Origin of the sequence: Paenibacillus typhae, assembly GCF_900099765.1 — a bacterium.
Lineage (GTDB): Bacteria > Bacillota > Bacilli > Paenibacillales > Paenibacillaceae > Paenibacillus_AQ > Paenibacillus_AQ typhae.
In genome coordinates, this window is the sequence record NZ_FNDX01000007.1 from 104,692 (window position 1) to 126,475 (window position 21,784).

11 protein-coding genes are annotated in these 21,784 nt (G+C 51.4%); 4 read left to right on the forward strand and 7 right to left on the reverse strand.

What is annotated here, in order from left to right:
* The first annotated feature begins 2 nt into the window (after positions 1-2).
* The 3 genes from yhbH (at position 3) to BLR64_RS08705 (ending at position 2,221) form a co-directional block, all read left to right on the forward strand.
* Complete coding sequence (yhbH, locus tag BLR64_RS08695) at positions 3-1,163, forward strand: sporulation protein YhbH (RefSeq protein ID WP_090713838.1); 1,161 nt, start codon at positions 3-5, stop codon at positions 1,161-1,163.
* A 150-nt stretch (positions 1,164-1,313) separates the two neighbouring features.
* A complete protein-coding gene (locus BLR64_RS08700; RefSeq protein WP_090713741.1) occupies positions 1,314-1,643 on the forward strand; it encodes a PadR family transcriptional regulator in 330 nt (109 codons plus the stop codon).
* Positions 1,640-2,221 carry a DUF2812 domain-containing protein gene (locus BLR64_RS08705; RefSeq protein ID WP_090713742.1) on the forward strand — a complete coding sequence of 194 codons (582 nt, stop codon included), beginning with the start codon at positions 1,640-1,642 and terminating at the stop codon, positions 2,219-2,221. The genes BLR64_RS08700 and BLR64_RS08705 overlap by 4 nt, the downstream gene beginning before the upstream one ends.
* A gap of 69 nt (positions 2,222-2,290) precedes the next feature.
* Here BLR64_RS08705 and melA read toward each other — a convergent pair whose 3' ends face one another.
* From melA to BLR64_RS08735, 6 genes are all read right to left on the reverse strand, one after another.
* The gene (melA, locus tag BLR64_RS08710; RefSeq protein ID WP_090713743.1) at positions 2,291-3,796 is read right to left on the reverse strand and encodes an alpha-glucosidase/alpha-galactosidase; all 1,506 of its coding nucleotides are present in this window, start codon (positions 3,794-3,796) and stop codon (positions 2,291-2,293) included.
* Between the two features lie 108 nt (positions 3,797-3,904).
* Positions 3,905-4,831, reverse strand: coding sequence for an AraC family transcriptional regulator (locus BLR64_RS08715; RefSeq protein WP_090713744.1), 927 nt, complete (start codon positions 4,829-4,831; stop codon positions 3,905-3,907).
* 197 nt (positions 4,832-5,028) lie between these two features.
* Positions 5,029-7,083, reverse strand: a complete 2,055-nt coding sequence (locus BLR64_RS08720) for a methyl-accepting chemotaxis protein (RefSeq protein ID WP_090713745.1) — start codon at positions 7,081-7,083, stop codon at positions 5,029-5,031.
* A 99-nt stretch (positions 7,084-7,182) separates the two neighbouring features.
* Positions 7,183-8,028, reverse strand: a complete 846-nt coding sequence (locus BLR64_RS08725) for a sugar ABC transporter permease (protein ID WP_198536436.1) — start codon at positions 8,026-8,028, stop codon at positions 7,183-7,185.
* Entirely contained in the window at positions 8,025-9,338 is a 1,314-nt protein-coding gene (locus BLR64_RS08730; protein WP_090713746.1) for a sugar ABC transporter permease, read from the reverse strand. Before BLR64_RS08730 ends, BLR64_RS08725 begins: the two co-directional genes overlap by 4 nt.
* Positions 9,339-9,454: 116 nt before the next feature.
* Complete coding sequence (locus tag BLR64_RS08735; protein WP_090713747.1) at positions 9,455-10,780, reverse strand: sugar ABC transporter substrate-binding protein; 1,326 nt, start codon at positions 10,778-10,780, stop codon at positions 9,455-9,457.
* Between the two features lie 807 nt (positions 10,781-11,587).
* Between BLR64_RS08735 and BLR64_RS08740 the strand changes: the two genes are divergently transcribed.
* Positions 11,588-13,333: an alpha-glycosidase gene (locus BLR64_RS08740; RefSeq protein ID WP_090713748.1), complete on the forward strand. Its 1,746-nt coding sequence runs from the start codon at positions 11,588-11,590 to the stop codon at positions 13,331-13,333.
* A gap of 522 nt (positions 13,334-13,855) precedes the next feature.
* Here the strand turns inward: BLR64_RS08740 and BLR64_RS08745 are convergent.
* Entirely contained in the window at positions 13,856-21,445 is a 7,590-nt protein-coding gene (locus tag BLR64_RS08745) for a pullulanase (RefSeq protein WP_090713749.1), read from the reverse strand.
* Positions 21,446-21,784 lie beyond the last annotated feature (339 nt).

Below are 21,784 nucleotides of genomic sequence, written 5' to 3' on the forward strand. Positions count from 1 at the left end.
TCCTGCCGCAATCACCGGAGCCGTATGCATTTGTTGTCTCAAAAGAAGACTGGTCCCTTCACCGTAAGGGCCACCAGGATCAGGAGCGTCACCAGCAGAAGGTAAGGGAAGCCATCAAGGATAATCTGCCCGACCTCGTTACCGAAGAGAACATTATCATGTCTGACGGCAAGCAGATTGTAAAGGTGCCGATCCGCAGTCTGGATGAATACCGGATTATCTATAACTTCCGCAAGCAGAAACATGTCGGCCAGGGGGACGGAGACAGCCAGGTGGGGGATGTCCTCGGCCGTGACTCCCAGTCCCCCCAGCCGGGCAAGGGTGACAAGGCCGGGGATCAGCCGGGCCAGGACACCATTGAAGCGGAGGTCAATCTGGAGGATCTGGAGGACATTCTGTTTCAGGATCTCGAGCTTCCGCATCTTGCCCCTAAGGATAAGGAAGAAATTGAGGTCAAGTCGATTGTGTTCAACGATATCCGCAAGAAGGGCATGATGTCGAACATCGACAAGAAGCGCACCCTGCTGGAGAATCTGCGGCGCAATGCCAGCAGCGGCCGGCCGGGCATCCACAGCATCAGCCCCGATGACCTGCGCTATAAAACGTGGGATGATGTCACGGTCCCTCACTCCAATGCCGTTATTATTGCAATGATGGACACTTCGGGCTCGATGGGCACCTTCGAGAAGTACTGCGCCCGCAGCTTTTTCTTCTGGATGACCCGCTTCCTGCGCCGCCAGTACGAGAAGGTCGATATTGTCTTCCTGGCTCATCATACCGAAGCCAAGGAAGTCAGTGAGCATGATTTCTTCACCCGGGGCGAGAGCGGCGGTACAATCTGTTCGTCGGCCTACCAGAAGGCGATTGAGATTATCGACAGCCGGTACCCGCCGGCCAAATATAACATCTATCCTTTTCACTTCTCTGACGGGGATAACCTGACCTCCGATAATGAGCGCTGCGTCAAGCTGATCGGCGAGCTGCTGAAGCGCAGCAACATGTTCGGTTACGGCGAAGTGAACCAGTATAACCGCAGCAGCACACTGATGTCCGCCTACCGCCATCTGAAGCAGGAGCAGTTCATGCATTATGTCATCAAGGATAAGAAAGAAGTGTACCAGGCGCTCAAGACCTTTTTTGGTAAAAGAAGCCCGGTAAAGTAAGCTTAGGCATACCTGAAACCTCTTCCCTCCAGGGATGAGGTTTTTTTGCTGTGCTATTGCCTGTTGACATCTATATCGGCAGACGATACAGTATTTATATCGGTTGACGATATAACGTTTGACGGTATATCAGGAAAGAGGTGATCCGGAGTGCCGGACAATAAAGATTACGGGGCTTTAACAGAAGGCGTATATTATATACTTTTATCTTTGCTCACCCCGATGCACGGCTATGGCATCATGCAGAACGTGAAGCTCCTGAGCAATGAGCGGGTTGAGCTGGGCGCAGGCACATTATACGGGGCGCTGAGCACATTGGTGGAGCGTGGCTGGATCGAGCTGCTTCAGGGGGAGCAGGATTCCCGCAAGAAGGAGTACCGAATCACGGAGGACGGCCGGACTGCTGTCCGGACTGAAATGGCCAGACTTGACGAACTGCTGGCGAACGGCAGAAAGCTTATAGGAGGGGACCCGGAATGAGTCTCGTAAAACGCAGATTTTTCAGTGATTTTGAAAAGGAAGAGGAATGGCTGAACGAGATGGCTGCCAATGGGCTCGCGCTTAGCGAATACTCCTGGGCAAGGTACACCTTCGAGGAAAGCGGCAAGGGAGAGTATATTTACCGCATCGAAATGCTGAAGGAAGATCCGAAGGCGCCGGAGGCTGCCGAATACCTGCAGTTTATGAAAGAGACAGGGGCAGAGCTTGTACCTACGGGGAAATGGTTATGGGGCACATTAAACTACAGCAACCTGCGCTGGGTTATCTTCCGGAGAAAAGCATCCGAAGGCGCCTTCACCATATATTCCGATATTGACTCCAAAATCAAACATTATAAACGGATTCACAGCCTGTGGATGTCGCTAGCGGTGATGGAGCTGATTATCGGCTTTTTCAATATCGCTTTGATGTTCGTGAACAACCCCACTGCCCTTAACAGAATCAACTTTGTCATGGGCCTGCTGCTCATCGTTCTGTCCTTATTCTTTATTTCGATGGGCAGATCTATCCGCAAAAAGATTTCCAGACTGCAAAGTGACCAGCTGATCCGGGAGTAAGACTTCAATTCTCTCATGTAAAAAAGGCCGAAAGCAGACTTTCCCCCTGCTCCCGGCCTTCTATTTGATTTAATGCACCTTCTCGCGGTCCTTGCCCTTGTCGGATTCACCGGCATTTTTATTGGCGGCATCGCGGTCCTGCTGCATTTCCTCTACTGTTTTCACTTTCAGGCGTGCTGCTCCTTCGTTGTCTGTACGGGTAGGGATCAGGTTGCCTGAAGCCAGGCGTTCCTTCGCTGCGGCAATCGCCGTCTTGTACTGCGGCAGCCACTGCTCCCCGGCAACTAGCATCTCATCGACCATCTGCCAGATTTCCTTGGGATTGCAGACTGCCCCGACCAGCGGGTCCATCATGAACGCCTGGCGCAGCAGCTGATCATCCCCGTGCACCGCTGCTTCAACCGCCAGACGCTGTACCGATATGCTGACATTGCAGACCGCAGCCGGACCAAGCGGCAGATCCCCGACCAGCGGCATCGAGATGCCGTTATGGTCCACATACCCCGGAGCTTCGATAATAGCATCTGCAGGCAGATTGGCGATTACGCCATTGTTCACAACATTGAAGTGGCCCCGGTAGACCCGGCCTGTCTCAAGCCCTTCAATAATATAGGAGCCGTGCTCCTCCCCCCGGTTCTCCGGTGTATACGCAAGTGCAGGGTCCTTCATCCAGTTCGGAAAATCCGTCTCGAACCAGTTACGCCCTTCCGTGCATACCCGCAGATAACCTCCTGTTTCGCCGTTAATCCAGCTGCCGAGATCAATCCAGTCCATGATTTCGCCGCTGCGTTTGCGGTACCATGGGACATATTCGCTTAAGTGGCCGTTGGATTCCGTGCTGTAGTAACCGAACCGGCGCAGCATATCAATCCGCACCTTCTCTGTCCGGCTGTATTCCGGATGACTCTCGAATGCTTCCAGCAGGCCTGCTGTCAGATCCTTGCCCTTATGCTTCGCCGAGATATACCAGGTCTGGTGATTGATGCCGGCACAGATAATGTCCACATCTGATTTCTCCAGCCCGTAGACCTCGGCAATCTGGTGATGTCCGTGCTGTACACCGTGGCACAGGCCAATCGTCCGGACGCCGCCGTATTTGTTGCAGGCCCAGGTCAGCATGGCCATCGGGTTGGAGTAATTGAGCAGCAGCACATCCGGCGAAGCCACTTCACGGATGTCACGGCAGATCTCCAGCATTTCGGCAATTCCGCGCTGCCCGTACATAATGCCGCCGGCACACAGCGTATCGCCCACACATTGGTCAACACCATACTTCAGCGGAATATCCACATCGGTGGCAAAAGCCTCAAGTCCGCCCATACGGATTGTACAAAATACGTACTTGGCATCCTTCAGCGCCTCTCTGCGGTCAGTGGTGGGCTTGATCCGGATCGACAGGCCGTTCTCTGTGATATCCCGCTGGCATAGCTCGGTCACCATTTGCAGATTGTGTTCGTTAATATCCGTAAATGATACTTCAATATTGCGGAATTCCGCTACAGTAAGCAGGTCGCGCAGCAGTCCGCGGGTAAATCCGATACTGCCTGCCCCGATAAAGGTCACTTTAAAAGACATCGTTATCATCCTCCGTTAAAGGTTATTCTACCTGTCCATTGTAGCAAGGAGACTAACGGAAGCGTAACCAATATCATGACCAGTTTACTTTTAGACTGTCAACAATTCTCACCTTTCATCTGTAAACGAGCTGATATCACTCCAGGAATAACGTTCGATGGAGTTACGGTATTCAACCGGAGTGACGCCGGCATACTTTTTGAACAGCAGATGAAAATACTGCCTGCTGCTGATTCCGACATAATCGGCAATTTCGGCCACCGGAATTTCACTCTGTCCAAGCAGCATTTTGGCCTTCTCCATCCGCAGCAGGTTGAGATAATCCGTCAGTGTCTTACCTGTCTGCGCCTTGAAAATGCGGTGCAGATAACCGGGATGTACATTGACGGCCGCCGCGACCTCCTTGACCTGAATGCTGCGGTCATAATTCTGGTGCAGGAATTCAATGGCCCGCCGTACATAGAGCTGGGAGGGTTGCTGGCTGGCTATCAGCCGTTCGCGGTGCAGCCTGGAGAGCCGGAGCAGCAGCTCAGCAAACAGCAGCTGAACGAGGCTGCCTCCCTCCTTGCCATACTGGTCCAGTTCCAGCACCAGCGCTTTCAGCACATGAAAGACTTCCTCCGGATCAGACAGCACAAGGCTGATGAACGGTTTTCGCAAAAAATCGGCCAGTTCTCCTTCCTCCCGGGCCAGCCTGCTGAGTGACGGTGCAACTCCCTTGTGCTCGACAAAGCCAAACTCGACATTCAGCATCCGGCAGGCGCTGCCCGGTTCAACGATCAGCCGGTGCGGGACGTTGGCGTCAAGCATAATCAGCTCACTGCGCTTCAATCTGAACCGCTCCTCATGACCTGCAGCACTCCGGACATCGACCGCGCAGCTTCCCGAAATAACATACATTATTTCAGTTGAATTATGCTGATGAAATGGCATTGTATATTGATCCCACTGCTTATAATAGTAAGCAAAAAAATACGGGCTGTACTCCTTCTCCAGCAGAGACTGCTGAAACAGACTCCCGCTAAGCTCATTCATGCTGTTCACTCCTTTCCATCTTTGCAGCCGGTCCTTGCGGATATACCGCTAAACTAAGCTGTACTTTGTACAATACAATAACCCTTAGTCAGCAAACAAGCCTCTGTCTCCGTAACAGTAACGGCGACAAAGGCTTGTTGTATTTTAGCTGCAAGGTTTATCTGCAGCTGGTGGAGCGGATCTCGGCTCTACTATAGTCAGCCTTCAAAAGAAACCAGTGACTGCTTCAGATTCTCTGCCAGTTCCTCCAGCTTCGCCGAAAGGGCAACCAGCTCCTCGCTGACGATAAATTGCTGCGACGACATCGAAGCCACCTCCTCTGTGGATGCGCTGGTCTGCTGCACAACTGAAGTTACGCTGGCCATCGACTCACCGAATTGGCGCTGGAATCTGCCCAGCTCGGCGACGGAGGCAGAGGATTGGCCGATCAGTTCTAAGAATGCTTCCATTTCCGTCCGGACACTCTCAAATATAATAGAAGATTCCCGAACGGATGTAATCTGCTCCCGGAACAGCGGGCCTGCCTCGCTTACGACCTTTACTGTATTTTCAATATGACGGCTGATCTCTTCTGTTATTCTGGAGACCGACTGGATGGATTGATTGGACTGATTCGCCAGGCCCCTGATCTCATCGGCAATGACAATAAACCCTTTACCTGCCGCCCCTGCTCGGACCGCTTCAATTGAAGCGTTCAGCGCAAGAATATTCGTCTGCTTGTTGACGGCTATCATCGGGCTCAGGATACTGCGGATCAGATGGGTGCTCTCCTGCAGCATAGCAGAGTTCTCCTGAATCAGATTCATCATCTGGACCGTGGATTCACTCTGCTTGACCAGCGTCCGCATCAGCCCGGCTCCCTGGTCACTGACCGTCAATACCCGCTCAGCCGTACTGTCCATAATGGAATTTATTCCGGCTACCTCCTGCATCTTGGCGCCCATCAGCTCCACATTCCGGTTGTTGGCTTCAGCTTCAGCTGCCAGGCTGGCTGCCCCCTGCGCAATTTCCCCGGTTGCTTCCGCAACCTCTTTTGCATGGTTGGAGGTTGCGCCGGATGCTCTCACCAGCTGCTCCGAGGTTGCCAGCACTTCTGCTGCCGATCTGCTGCTCTGGCCGGCCAGAAGGGAGATCTGTTCCATCATCTTATTGAAGCTGTGGCCCAGACGCCCAATCTCATCCTGGCCTTTGAAATTCGTCCGGACCTGCAGGTTGCCCCGCTCCCCTTCTTCCATCAGCCTGGCCAGCTTGCCGAGCGGGCGGCCGATCAGGCGAACAAGGATATAACCGATCAGCAGTGCAATCAGAGCTGCTGCCAGCACTACAGCCAAGGTAATATAGAGCAGCTTATCAGCGGATTTGGTGAAATCGCTGACCGGGGCATAGCCGAGAAGGGTCCATCCTCCGGTAGCCAGCGGCTGGAAGACTACAAGCTGGGACTTGCCCTGCTCATCTTTGGCTGTAAAGGATTGTTCCTGCCCGTCCTGTGGTTCAGCGGCAGCCTGTATGTATGAGGCCTGTCCAAGCAGCGCATTGTCTCTTCCATAAACAATGCTGCCCTGCGGGTCCAGTATACGGATTTCTCCGGACTGGCCGATATGAAGGTTGGACAGCACATCCGTCAAGGCGCTTCCCTTAATCTCAATGAGCATATAATATTCGGCAGCCGGGTTCTGGATATTGCGCAGCAGGCGGCCCATCGTCATGGATGACTCGCTATACATTCCGAAGAACCCTTTATCCAGTACCGGGAACCAGACGGGCTGACCCTTACCTTCGTCAATCTTTTTGATTCTTGATTGAATATCCTCACCGTCACGAACAGCACTTACTCCGGCCGATTTGTAGGACTGCGCATCCACCAGGCTTCTGGATACAAGCCGTATGGCGATCAGCCGGTCGTCTGAGCCTTTTACCGAATCAAGCTTGCGGCGTATGCGGTCCTCGGCTGCTACTTTGGCTACCGTTCCGGCCGCCGGATCATTAACAAGCTCCATATCGGCCTTCAGCGTAGAATCAACTGCAAACTGTCTTGAGAGTGCTTCATATTCTGCAAACAAAAAATCCAGCTTGTCCGCTGCCTGAACAATGGACTGCGAGGAGGCTGCTGCTACTTCATCCGTAATAATGCCTTTGGCTGCATAATAAGAGGTAAGTCCAAGCATCGAAGACAGCAGGACAATGGTACCGAAGAGAATAACAAACAATTTTACGCCTACCGATTTCAATTGCACATTTCGCGGCCGTTTCATCGAGCTCCCTCTCCTCATAACAGAAATAAACAGGGTACCCCCTTACTAAACCGCATAAAGGTGTACCCTGTTTTCATGGAATGCTCTAAATTGCTGAATTTATCCTTTGCTGGCACCGGCGGTCAGACCGTCAACCAGCAGCCGTTGCAGGAAGCCGAACAGGATCATAATCGGAACGGAGATCATTACAGCGCCCGCAGCGAACAGTGTAAAGTTCGAATTCTGCTGGCTGTTGACCATATCCCACATACCTACAGCAACGGTCCAGTTCTCCTTGGTCCGCAGAACAAGCTTGGCGAAGATGAAGTCCACCCACGGGCCGACAAACTGGGTCAGCGCCATATAAGTGATCATCGGACGGGATAACGGCAGGATAATCCGGATAAAGATCCCGAAATTGCTCGCACCGTCAATACGTGCCGCTTCATCCAGCGAACGCGGTATGGTATCCAGGAAGCCCTTGGCAATCAGCGTTCCGCCCAGCGGCGCTCCCGCCGCATACACAATAATCAGAGCCAGATGCGTATCAAGCAGATCGAATTGCTTCAGCAGCAGGTAGATGGCAATCATACTCATGAAACCCGGGAACATCCCGAGAATCAGCAGTGTTGACATCGTGGTCTTGCGGCTTTTGAACCGGAATCTTGACAGAGCGTAGCTTGTTAGCAGCGTCAGCAGAACACCAATCAGCATGGAAAATACGGCAATCTTCAGTGTATTGGTGTACCAGGTACCAAACATGTAAACATCTGAAGTAAACAGCTCTTTGTAATGAGAAAGAGTGAACTGCTCAGGGATCAGCGTCTTGCTGTACAGGGATTTACCGGGCCGGAAAGAGGCCAGAAGAATCCACAGAGCCGGATACAACGCTACAACCGCCATAACAATCAGAATGATATAGCTTGCAGCCAGGCGTACGATATTCGCGAATTTGCGTCCGATCATTGGATCATATCCTCCTCTTTAAATGACTTGGTCCGGCGGTAATTGTACAGGGAGAATCCGGCCACAATGATAAAGATGATAATCCCGATTGCGGAAGCCATATTATTTTTGTTCTGGTCAGCCGTTAATTTATAGAGCCAGGTAACCAGCAAGTCGGTTGAGCCGGCATATTGGTAGTTACCGTTAACCGGGGCACCGCCTGTCAGCAGGTAAATGGCGTTAAAGTTATTGATATTGCCCGCAAACTGCATGATCAGTGTAGGTGCGGTTGAGAACAGAATCATCGGTAGGGTAATGATCCGGAATTTCTGATAGTTTGTTGCACCGTCTACTTCAGCAGCTTCATACATATCACGCGGAATGGTAGTCAGCACACCCATAACCAGCAGCATTGAAACTGGTATCCCTACCCACATGTTAACGAGGATGACCGTCACTTTTGCCCAGAACGGGTCAGTCAGCCACGGCAGCCCGCCAAGTCCGAAATATCCCAGATACTGGTTGATCGGACCGAACTGCCCGTTGAACAGGTTGCGCATAAGCAGGAGCGAGATCATCTGCGGAACGGCATACGGTACAATCAGAATAATTCTCCAAAAGCCTTTGAAGCGTATCCCCTTCTGGTTAACCAGCAGCGCCACAAGCACGCCGCCGAAGTATGTAGTAACCGTCGAGAGCACCGCCCAGATGATCGTCCATGTTAATACGCCATAGAAGGTTTCGCTCCATGTTTTCAGGAACAGCAGATTGCGGAAGGTTTCAAAACCGACCCAGTCAACCAGCTTGGCAGGCGGAATATGATCCGGTGCAGCAAAGTTGGTGAACGCCAGCATGATCATAAAGATAATCGGCATAATCGTAAAGAACAATATGCCTACGCTGGGCAGAATCAGAAACGTCTGGGCAAACTTATAATCCAGAATATATCTGACCGTTTGCTTGAATGTATTGGACTCAAGACCGGCATCACGTGCCGCTCCGATCTTATAAGCATCTCTAATGTTTATAAACCAGGCAAACAGAATAATGATGAAAAACAGGAGAGTAATCAGACTCTCAATCATAATGAAGATGGAGTGGTCACCTGCGACCATTTTGGCAATTCCATTTACTTTTTCAAGACGGTTTGGAGTATCTCCCAGTGTGGTAATGCCCCAAATAGCTCTTCCAAGATTATTGATAAAATAGATTAGGCCTAACGCCTCTATTACTAAGAAGATAAGACCCTTGATGAATTGGCGGTTGTATATTTGTCCCAATCCCATAAATATGGTCGACAGTATTGCGGCTCTCGTACGGTGTCGCTGCATTTCCCTTCCGTTCTCCTCTCCGCGCGGAATTCAGGAAACTGCCCGCCGGTGAAGTTTCGGCGGGCGATTCATTCCACAGTTTGCTATTGGTTGTTCACTGTTACGAATTCAGGGTATTACTGGGCACCGTTGTTAAGATCTTTAATCTGCTGTACGGCTTTGTCCATTGCTGTTTTTGGATCAGCGTTGTTATCCCAAATTTCCGGAAGCGCTGCGTTTACAGGAGCCCATACATTACCCATTTCAGGGATGGACGGCATTGGCTGCGAGCTCTTGGCCTGCTCAGCAAAGGCGGATAAATAAGGGTCGCCTGTGATCTGCGGATCTGCCAGTGCTTCGTTGTTGGTAGGAATGGAACCGACCATCTTGTTCAGGGTCAGCTGTGCATCTTTACTGGAAGCAAAGTGTGCATAGAGCTTGGCTGCGTTCGGATATTGCGTATAAGCGTTAACCCCGAAAATTTTGATACCGGAGAAAGTAATCGCCTGTTTGCCGTTAATAGTCGGAACCGGAGCAACACCAAGGTTATCGCCAAGTGCTTCTTTGTACGCTGCGAGTTCCCAAGGACCTGTGATGTCCATCGCTACGTCGCCGCTGGTGAACAGGGCACGCTTGATGTCGGCGCTGATATCACCGCTCTTGACCGGCAGTGCTTCTTTGATCTTGGCGAATGCAGTCAGACCTTCGATAGCACCTTCGTTGTTCAGGCCGATGTCATCCTTGTCAGTGCCGTCTTTACCGAACAGGTAGCCGCCGGTAGTTGCAATGAAGGTATAGCCATAGTACATGTTGCCGACTTCCCACATGATGCCATATTTATTCTGGTCTTTGTTTGTGAAGGTTTTGCTGAAGGCCAGAACGTCATCAAAGGATTTCGGTGCTTCAGGCAACAGTGTCTTATTGTAGTAGAGGGCATAAGTTTCAGCCGCTCTAGGGTATCCGTACAGTTCACCGTCATAGGAAGAGCCTACGATGGAAGCTTCGGTATTTTCAGCTTTGGTCTGCTCGGCAAAAATATCATTTGGCAGCAGCAGGCTCGCGCTTGCAGCTTTACCAAGGTTATCATGCGGAATCAGGATAACGTCTGCAGCCAGTCCGGAAGGTCCGTCCTGAGTCAGCTTGCCCACCTGGTCTGGCGGCGGAATCTCTTCAATCTTAACCGGGACATTGTATTTCTCGGTAAATTGCTTGGCGATCTCTTCAGCGAATACTCTCTCTTCTTTACTTTCCCATACAACCAGCGATGCGCCTTCTTCAGGTAATACCTCGTCAGTTACAGCCTCGCTGCTGTTTGTAGCAGGTGCGTTAGTGGCCGTGGTATCTGCCGGCGCATTCGTTGCTGCTGCGTTTCCCCCGTTATTGTTGTTGCCGGAGCCGCATGCTGTAATGGACGCTGCCATTGAGACTGCTGCGGTGATAACCATGAGTTTTTTCAACTTCATTACTTTAACCCCTCCCGATTTGTATATCGCCTTTTGTGCTTGAGATGATGCTGCAGAACATGCGCAAACGATTTCAGAAGATTCAAAAAAAATGTGTGTGTCTGTCAACCATCCTTCTGAATACGCTTCAACAAGTTCTAGAAAGCGCTTCATTCATAAATTCATAATACAACAGTAATGTTAATTGTTAAAACGTTTGCACAGTGTATATTTGACCATATAACCCATTTAACACGTGTCAACGAACAATTATCTTCGCAGTTCACAGGATTCCTCTTATTTACTCCCAAATACACCTTTCATAACGTTGAGTTTGACCAAAATCAGTCACTCCTGCAATAAAACACTGAGATAAAGGTATACTTTTTCTTATTTTGAGTACAGAAACCTTGTGCCGCTCGTGAAAAATAGTGCAATGGTTTGAACAATAGTATTGTACGGTCATTTATTCCATGCTATAATCCAAACCATTATGAGCAGCCAGCCCTGCCGGCGGCAGAAGAAGCATGCGCCCTTGTTCTTACAACAACCAAAAGGCAATGTTACTTATCAGGGACAACCTCGGACAAGCTTAGGCTGGAGTTGTGCCTTTTTGCTATGGGCAAATTCGCAACTAATGTGTGCAACTGTGGCGCAAATGACGGTGCCATACAGGCATAACGCCTGTTTCTTCACCTATTTATCCGGTTTTAGTCTGAAGGATCTCTCTGAAGCGCAGCTCACAAAACTAAGCCCATGCTTTCGAAGCCAGTTTTGTACGAAGGATCTCTGGAAGCACAGCTCACAAAACTTTTAGGAGGAATTATCATGTTACTTGAAGCTGTATATCACCGCCCGCGGTTAAACTGGTCATACGCCTATGACTTTGAAACCATCCATCTCCGTCTGCGTGCCAAAAAAGGTGACCTTACTGAAGTATTCGCCTGGGCCGGGGATAAATATGCATGGGACACTACGAAAGAACTGATTCCAATGAAGCTGTTCACCAGTGATGCCATGTTTGATTACTGGGAATGTGAATCCGTTCCCCTGTACCGCCGCCTGAAATACGGATTTCTGCTGCAAAAGGGACATGAACGCATCTGGATGACAGAAAGCGATTTTCAGACGGAGCGTCCGGCCAATCCCAACCGGCTGTTCGAATTTCCCTACATAAACCGCGGAGATGTTTTCACCCCGCCAGCATGGGTTAAAGACGCTATATTTTACCAGATATTCCCTGAACGCTTTGCCAACGGCGACCCCGCCCTGAATCCGGAGAATGTGCAGCCGTGGGGCGGAACGCCTACCCCCGAAAATTTCTTCGGCGGAGACCTGCAAGGGGTTATCGATCATCTCGATCATCTGACAGAGCTGGGGATTACGGGTATTTATTTCACACCAATATTTGCCGGAACGACCAACCACAAATACGATACCGAAGACTATATGAAGGTCGATCCGCATTTCGGCGATGTCGAAACGCTCAAAAAGCTGGTCAGCGCCTGCCACGAACGCGGAATCCGCGTGCTGCTGGACGCCGTATTCAACCATTCGGGCAGAACCTTCGCCCCGTTCGTAGACGTGCTGGAGCACGGAGAGAACTCTCGTTATAAGGACTGGTTCCATGTCCGCGAATTCCCGCTTCAGGTCGTGGACAATATTCCGAACTATGATGCCTTCTCGTTCGAACCGCACATGCCTAAGCTCAATACGGAGAATCCTGAGGTCAAGGAATATCTGCTTAAAGTGGCAGAGTATTGGATCAAAGAGGTCGGCATCGACGGCTGGCGTCTGGATGTGGCGAATGAAGTAGATCACGGCTTCTGGCGTGAATTCCGCAAGGTTGTCAAAGCCGCTAACCCGGAAGCCTACATTCTCGGTGAAATCTGGCATGAATCCGCTCCTTGGCTGGAGGGGGACAAATTTGATGCCGTCATGAACTATCCGTTCACGGATGCTGTGCTCGACTTCTTCATCAACGGCACACTTGACGCTGAAGCCTTTGCCAATGCGATCGGCAAGCAGCTGTCGCGTTACCCGCTGCAGGCCAGCGAGGTTGCCTTCAATCTGCTGGACAGCCATGATACCGCACGCCTCCTGACCCTGGCCGGCGGCGACAAGAAAAAGTTCAAGCTGGCTGCGCTGTTCCAGTTCACCTTCATGGGTACGCCTTGCATCTATTACGGCGATGAGGTCGGCCTTGATGGCGACAACGATCCGGGCTGCCGCAAATGCATGGAATGGGACCCTGCCAAGCAGGATCATGACCTGTTCAGCTTTTATAAGCAGCTGATCTCAATCCGCACCAGCCATCCGGCCCTGCGCAGCGGGTCCTTCAAATTCCTTGAAGCCGGCCGCAGCGGAAGCAAGATTGCCTTCGAACGCAGCCTGGGCGATGAAATCATCATCGTTCTGATGAATACGGAAGAAACTGCCCAGACCTTCCGGCTGAGCGTCGAGGAGCGCAGCTGGGAGAACCTGTTCACCGGTGACTCCCTGTGCGCTGAACGCGGCACGCTGTCTGTTAAGCTTCCGGCATACGGGTATACGGCGATTAAGGCAGTTTTGTAGCCAGCGCATCGTTTCTGGGGGCTGGCCGGTAAACTAGTTGGATTTTAGTCACTTAATTCTATCATTTTCCAAAATTTCTGATACCTAAGTGGAAAAACGCCATCTAATCCACGAGAAAACCGCCTTCGGGAGCTAATTCTGCAAAATTAAGTGGCGTTTTTCCACCTAAAATCTCTAACAAGGCAAATGTTTAAGAATTAAGCTGCGAAAATCCACTTAGTTTGGTCAGCACCTCCCATGCAGGCAGCATTCTCCCTGCATGGTTCCTGATCACGCTAACTTCCCGAATCATATACAAGTCAAACAGCACTCTTCAACAATTGAAGAGTGCTGTTTCCCGTTGGCCGGGATAAGCCTATCAGCGTTTGGTATTTATCCACAGCTTCTGCAGCCCCTCATAAACAGCTACTATTATCAGATCCCTCTAATCAAGTCCTTTCTCATCCAAACTAATCCATACAACGCAAAGCAGCGGTCCCCGGTACATGGGGATCGCTGCTTATTGTAACTTGGCTATAAATGCTACTTAGCCAGCAATTTGTAGATAACCTGGGCGCTTTCTGCCCGGGTCATATTGGCCTTAGGCGCAAACTGGCTGGCTTCTCTGCCCTGCACCAGGCCTAGACCTGCAGCTGTATTTACATAGACAACTGCCCATGGACTGATGCTGGCTGCATCTGCAAAGCCTGCGGAAGAAGAGCTCTGGCTTACCTTCTGCCCCTGCTTCACTTCAAGCGCACGGATGACCATAGCCGCCATTTCTTCACGGCTGATCGCCGCATTCGGCGCAAAGAGCGCGGAGCTGCGTCCGGAAACAATGCCCTGGCTGACTGCAGCGGCCACATAAGGGGCGTACCAGGCATCCGCCTGTACATCACTGAATGTGGTCTGGCCTGCTGTTTCGATTCCCAGTGCACGGATCAGCAGTGCAGTAAATTCTGCACGTGTAACATTCGCCCCGGGGTTGAATGCTGAAGCAGACACACCTGTTACAATCTGCTTCGCGCTCAGTGACTTCACGGCCTGTGAAGCCCAGTGCGAAGCGGGTACATCTGTAAACGACTTGTTCAGCTCCAGTGCCGCATATTTGCTGAAATGCGTTACCTGTGCTGTAATCCGGTCACCGTTAAACGCGCTGCGGACATACTCCAGACTGTTGTTCTCACCTACATAGAACACGCCTGTAAGATCCTTATCCGCACTGCCGCTGGTGGTAAAGGTTAATTCAACCGGTGCTGCGAAAGGACCTGCCTGCGTGCTTGTGCCGTCCTTTTTTACTACCGACAGTGAGAAATCAAAGATCTTTGAAGCTGCGCTTACTTGGGTATAGGCGTCGCTCAGCCCGTTCACCAGAGCGCTAGCTGCGCTATCCTGCAGCGGACTTACACTAAACTGAATCTGCGCACCCTCCGCATCTGCTCCGCTGAGTGATTTCTGAAGCCGGAGCAATACCGGGTTAGGCAGGGTTACACTTAATCCGCCCATCTGCAGCTCAAGAGCGTTCGTGCCCAAGGCTGCTGCAGCCTGAACAGGCAGCAGGACAGATGTTGCAGCTGAAGGAATTTCCAGGGTTACTTTGCCGTCCTTGGCATTCTTCAGACTGTCTGCACTGATGGTATGGGTATTCTGTGCAGTCGGAGCCGGAATTACCGGTGTACCTGCAGACGGATCTGAGCCCGGCACGGATTGGAGCGCCGCTGCCAGAATAACGGTTCCTCCGTCAGCTCTGCCCGGAAGCTCAAACGCTACCTTCCGGTCAGAAGTTACTGTATACGTCTTGCCGCTGTATTCATCTGTTACCTTTGCTCCTGCGGCAAACGGCACAGGAATGCTCACAGCTGCAGCCTCAGCTTTGGTATTGATTACTGTTACAACATTTTCATTGCCATACTGCTTGTTAAACGCCAGGTACCCCAGCTCATCCGAGCCGGCCAGCGTTGTGCGGGTCCCCTTGGAGTACACCTTGGAATACTTGGCACGGATATTCAGCAGCTTCTGGTAATGGTCGTGCAGCTCCTGCTCCGCAGTCAGCTGATCCCACGGCATATCGCTGCGGTTCTCACTGAACTGTCCTTGTGACATATCGCCGGCATTGCTGCCGGAACGGCCAAGCTCTTCGCCGTAGTAGATTACCGGCTGGCCTTTTGCCGTAATCTGCAGCGCTGCTGCGATCATCAGCTTGCTTTTATCGCCGCCCACATAATCCGAAAGGAAGCCGTTTTCGTCATGGCTGCTCAGGAACTGAGCCATAGTCTTCGTATTGTCCAGCTTGGCCTCACGGTCCTGCAGATAAGCATCCACTTCGCTGATTTTGCCGTCCGTGAAATTTTTGGCTGCTCCCTTAAATCCGAAATCAAGCAGACTGTCCATCTGGCCGGACTGCAGATTCCCGCCGTCGCTGTCAATCGTTCCGCCGAAATATTCACCGACCAGCTTGAATTCAGGATCAATCGCAGTCAGAGCATTTTTAAATGCCTTCCAGGTGGTGCTCTCTACATGCTTGACTGTGTCCACACGGAAATAATCGATTGTATCTCCACGGTCAGTCCGGGCATTGTCAAGCCAGCCGGTCTGCCAGTCTATAATCTGCTGGCGTACTGCAGGATCTTCTGTTTTGAAGTCCGGCAGTCCGGCCAGCTCACCCTTAACAGGGTCGGTATCCGAAGATACGCCGTCCGTGCGGAGCATGCCGTCGAAGCGCGCTTTATCTTCTGCCGTTACTCCTTCTTCATTGTCACTCGCCTTCAGGCCATAGCCTGCATGGTTAAGGACAACGTCGACCATAATTTTGATGCCTCTGTCATGCGCCTTCTCAATCAGTTCCTTGAAAGTGTCCATATCACCCAGATGCTCATCGAGCTGGGTAAAATCCTTGGCCCAGTAGCCGTGGTAACCGTACTGGATGCCGCCGAAGCCGACACCTTTGTTAAAGTCGATGTTATCGACAACCGGCGTAATCCACAGCGTATTGATGCCAAGCTCCTTAAGATAATCGAGATGGTCGATCATCCCCCGGAAATCCCCGCCGTGATAAGCCTCCAGATGGCTTTTATCCACATTCTCGTTATTCGTCGGGTCGCCGTCTGCAAACCGGTCAGTCAGCGCAAAATAAATCCGCGCCTCATCCCAGTCAAAATCAAGCTTATCGCCGCTGTAGGTTCTGGCTTTGACTTCCAGCGTTGCCGAGCCTTTATGCGTATTGCCGTACTCGTCAACCAGTGTAAGCGGAATGGTTTTGATTCCTGCTGCCACGGTATCTTTTACCGCAACCGTCTGCTTCATCAGGCTGGTGTCAATCTGAACCTTGGCCGGTCCGCCAAGCGCGGTCAGATCCATGTAACCGTCTTTATAAGAGACTTCCTCTGCTGAAGCCGCGGTAATGGTAATGACCGCATTTTCGTTCGGGCTCACCGCTTGCGGCGCTGCTGCTGCAGTAATTTTAACCTCCGGCTTGTGGTAGATTACTGAGGATTCCCCGCCGACCGTATTTTTCGGATCAGCCAGCTCCTCGGTTACTCCGTCCTTGGTGACCAGGAAGGTGTATTTGTATGTGCCTGCCTCGGCACCTGTCAGCTCATAGCTGAACCATTCATTCACCGCGTCGTAGGTCATCGGATATTCGGAACCATTCACTTTTACAGCTACGGCCTCAATATCCTGCTGATTGCCGCTGCGGAACAGCGCATCATCACGGTACATGAAGGTGATTGTTCCATCCTTCATCACCGGACCGCTGATAAACGGCTTGATATCCAGCTCCTTCACCATGCTGGTGACAATGACCTTGGTGTAGCTCTCACCAGCCGTCAGCGGAATGACCCGGTCATCCGGATAATCCTGCTTGCCGGTATTCCAGTCAGTGCCCTTGCGCAGGACAAAGCCTACACTGGTCGCATTCGGGGCAACCTCAATCAGCACGCTGGCCTTGCCGTCCTTGAAGGTGGTGAAGTCAATCTGGTCATTCTTCGCGCCTGTATTCCAGACCCAGATATTCCAGTCGGTATAATCCTTGTCTGCGCGCACATAGGTAAACTCTACATAACGTTTGGTATCTACAGCCTCTGTCACTACCTTAACCGTTATAACAGAGGACTTCCCGCCGTAAGTTACCGTAATATGTGCCGTTCCGGCTTTAACCCCGGTTACCACACCCTGTGCCGACACGCTCGCTACTTCAGGTTTGTCAGAAGTATAGACGGCAGTTTGGGTAATATTACGTTTGCTTCCGTCGTCATATTTGGCATAGGCAGCTGTCTGATGGCTGGTGCCCACCTGCAGAGAATATGCTGCACTGTCTGTCTCTACTGAAGTAAAGACCGCTGCCGCTGCATCCATACGGATGATTACTGCAGTAAGCGGCTGGAGCTGAATCGATGTGCCTGTAAGCGTGAACCCGCTCTGCTCTCCGGCCGGAATGGCTGTTACTCCTGCCTGATCATCATCGGCAAGCACCTTGCCTTTGGTCAGATCCTCGGGCAAGCTAAGGGTTCTGGCTTCATCATCAGCATTAACGAACACATAATAGATGCCTGTGCCGTCTGTTGCTTTATTTTTGTAGCCGATTACAAGATCGGTTGCCTTCATTTCCGGCGCCTGGATCAGCGTAACATTGGAATCCACCAGGCTCTTGTCGCCCAGACGGAAGGCATCCGAGGACTTTCTGAGCTGAATAAGACCCGCAGTGTAATCCTTGGTCGTGTTCTGTACCGGATATTTCACGGCATCAGTCGCTTTGGACCAGTCAAACATGTTGACTGCATCCGAGGAATCATAAGAGTCATGGATAAAATAGCCGAAGGACTGGCCGTTCGCATCCTTCATCTCGGTATACTTTTGTTCAGGCACGCCTGTACCCAGCCACTGCTTGGTACGCCCGTATTCCTGGCCGGCCTGCATAAAGGCCGTTCCCTGTGAAGTAAGCTCCAGTGTATTTCCCAGCCTGATCCGCTGCTGAATTTCCAGCTCATTGGCCGGAACCGCCGGGTCCTTCTTGATGGACTGGGCAATGACATCATGCAGAGTCAGATTGTCATGCGCCTCGATATAAGGCACCACATCACCCGGATCATCCGCCGGAATATTGGACGGCTGGGCCTTGATATTATTCAGAATAGTCGCAATGGAGCGCGCTCCGCCTGTAATAAATCTCGGCTCACCTTCCGACCCGTAGCCTGATTTCAGCTCATTGCGGAACTCATCGGAGAAGACGCCGACGCTGTCTGTTTTGTCCATCCACTGCTGGTCAGCACCCTGGCCGGCAAGTGAAGGATCTGAAGCCGCGCCGCCGAACGTAACCCAGCCTTCACCGATGAACAGTGCCTGCGGATTGATCGCCCGGGCTGCATCATAGGCCGCCTGTACCGCATCCTGCGTGGCATCGCCCATCATATCCCAGCGCATACCGTCGATCTTGTACTCGCTGAACCAGTATTTGACGGAATCAATCATCAGCTTCTCGGCCATTTTGTGATTGGTGGCCAGATTATTGCCAAAGCCGCCGATAAAGTTGCCGCCCGCATCCTGGAACGCATAGTAATTCGGCACAATGTCATCCAGGAAATCTTTTTTGGCCATGTGAGTGTATACAACGTCCAGAATGACACCCATTCCAGCCTCATGCACCGCATCAATCAGGCCCTTCAGCTCTTTGATCCGTGCTTCGGGATCAGCAGGATTTTCTGAATAGGCACCGTCCGGGGAGAAGTAGCTGTGCGGATCATAACCCCAGTTGTACTCGTTATTTTGTGCGGAATAGCCTGTTTCTCTTTCGCCCATTTTCGTTTCATCCCCGTAATACCAGGCCATTACCGGGAGAAGCTGAATGTGGGTTACACCCATTGATTTGATATAATCCAGTTTCGTTGCAAAAGCATCATAGGAACCCCAGCGTTCGCCGTTCAGACTGCTCTCGATCGAGACATCCGAGGTGAAATCGCGGATATGGACCTCGTAGATGACGGCATCCTCGCGTTTTTCGTAGCCCTCGATATCTGCCGGATGAACCTCCGCAGGATTGGTTTTGCTCAAATCCACGATTGCCGCTTTGCCGACAGTATCCCCGTCCGGACCGGCAGCACCGGTAGAATCCACCGTAAATACAGCCATTGATTTGGCGTAAGGATCAAGCACCGGCTTCGTAACACCGTGGTTGGTCACTTCATACTGATAGTAGTAGCCGCGGACATCCTTTTCCCCGCTCACTCCGGTGATATCCGCCGGTGTAAGTTCAGTGGACCATACGCCCTGTTCGCCTCTGGTCAGGCTTACATGTCCGACTTGCTTGGAAGCATCCGTTTTGCTGTATACATTGACTGTAACCGAGCTGGCCACAGGGGCCCACAGCTTCAGTGTTGCTGATTTGTCTGCGGCGTGATAGGTTGCACCCAGGTCATCGCCAGTGTAATTGTACATTTCATCAAGCATTCTCCAGCCGCTGGACGCAGATACCGTTTTACCGGAATAAGTAACACTCAGCGGTGTTTTTTCCAGGTCAAAAGCAGCCGTATCCACTTCGATTGAAGATGTACCGGTAATTCTCACTGCTGACACAGCAATGGCTGCGCCATCCTTGTCTTTTACAGTGATTGAGCTTTTCAGCGCTGCTGCATCAAGTCCGTCGGTAAGGGTAAAACCGAGCAGCAGTTTGCTGGTGGAAAGCACTTCAGCCGATACAAGCCCTATAGGCTGCTCGCCGAACGGGGAGACATACACCGTATTGTCGCCCTCTTTGATCCACAGCTGATTGTAGCGGTCAAGCAGGCTGAACGCCTTATCTCCGCCGTCCTTTGCTTCATTTGACGGGTTAACGACAAGGAAGCCCAGCTTTCTGGCATTCTCTTTCAGCGGAATATCCACATAAGCACCGAAACGGTCTGTATTTTCAGCCGGGAACATAACGGCATCCGTCGGCCACTTGGATGGAGCCTGTGCTACGTCCTCCCAGGTCCATAAACCGAAATCGCTTTGCTTGTGATCCGCTCTACTGTAATGAATCCGGACCGTATTCGCTGGCAGTGTCACCGGTTCATAAGGCGTCACTTCATTGCTGCCCTGCTTGATCCAGATTTCATTGGTTTGCGGAGTGTTGATCAGGAAGGTTTTATCCCCGCTGTCCTTAGTCTCATTGGTGCGGTTAACGACGAGGAAGGAGATTTTTTTGGCGCCTGCTTTAAGCGGAATATCCACATAAGCCCCGTAGGAGTCCTGCTGTCCTTCAGGAAAAGCAGTTGCCCCGGATGGCCAGCCGGACGAGGCGGCAGCTACGTCATCCCACAGCCACAGGCCCTGATCGGCATAATCGCCAGCCGGACGGTTGTAGTGAATCCGCATGCTTCCTTCCGGAACAGGAGTGACAGTGCCCGGATTGGCCGGAGCTGTAAACTTGGCGCTCACATCATGTGTCTGAGCATTATAACGGAACGTAACCGGCAGATCGGCCGGCAGATCAAGGCTCTGCTCAGCTGCAGGATAATATTTATCCCCCTCTGCAGAGGCCTCCGGCACAAAAATCTGATAGGTATAATCGCCCTTAGGCAGATTTGCCGTATGCTCGTAAACGCTGTCAAAATTAGTGTCTGTCAGTAAGGTGCGGGCATCTGCCGCGGAATGGTCTTTCGCATCACCCAGCTCAGTCTGCAGTGAGCCTGTAAGTCTTGGCAGTTTATCCTGGGCAAGCGGTGTGTAATACGTGGAGTCGGCAATTTTCTTGGTAATATCGTTGTAATAAAAGGTCACTGCCGTCTCGGCTGCGAGCGTAAGCACAATATTGCCGTCTTTGTTTACGCCCTGGGGATTGGTATAGCTGCTGTATCCGTAGCTTTCATCCCATGTGCCGTTTAGCGCAACCTTATATTCATAAGTGCCCGCCGGCAGTGTTCCTGTGAACATATAAGTGCCGTTGTTCATATACGTCATTTCAGTAACTGTCGTATCCGGATTCCAGTCTCCGGTCTGATTGGTTTCCGTAGACAGCTCCGACTGAAGGCTGCCGACCAGAACTGCCCTGGTTGCCGCCGCCTGTACCGTAGATGACGGAAAACTAAAATAGGAGCACACCAGAACGACAATCATACTGATAGCGAACATTTTTTTGCTCCATGAAGCCAGTTTCATTCCAAAAAGCCCCCCTAAATGTGAGATTTGCTCCGCGTTCTGCGGGATTGCATCATGCCGTGAATGGGTTCACTTTCCGCCGTGGCTGCTTAGACCGTCTTCAAGCCTGTTCCCTCCTTCTCATAATGAATGTTGAATGTAGTGCTTCTTCCAAATCCACGAACACTAGCGCAAACGTTTGCAAAAGAAAGCAAAGGAAGCTGCAGCCATCAAACAACAGACTTTCGGGTTACTTCTGCATGAAAAACCCACTTGTAAGCGCTTTAAGTTCTGTTTACCATATTAATCCTCGTTTTAAAGCGTTGTCAACTGTAATTCATTATTTTTCAGGAACAATAA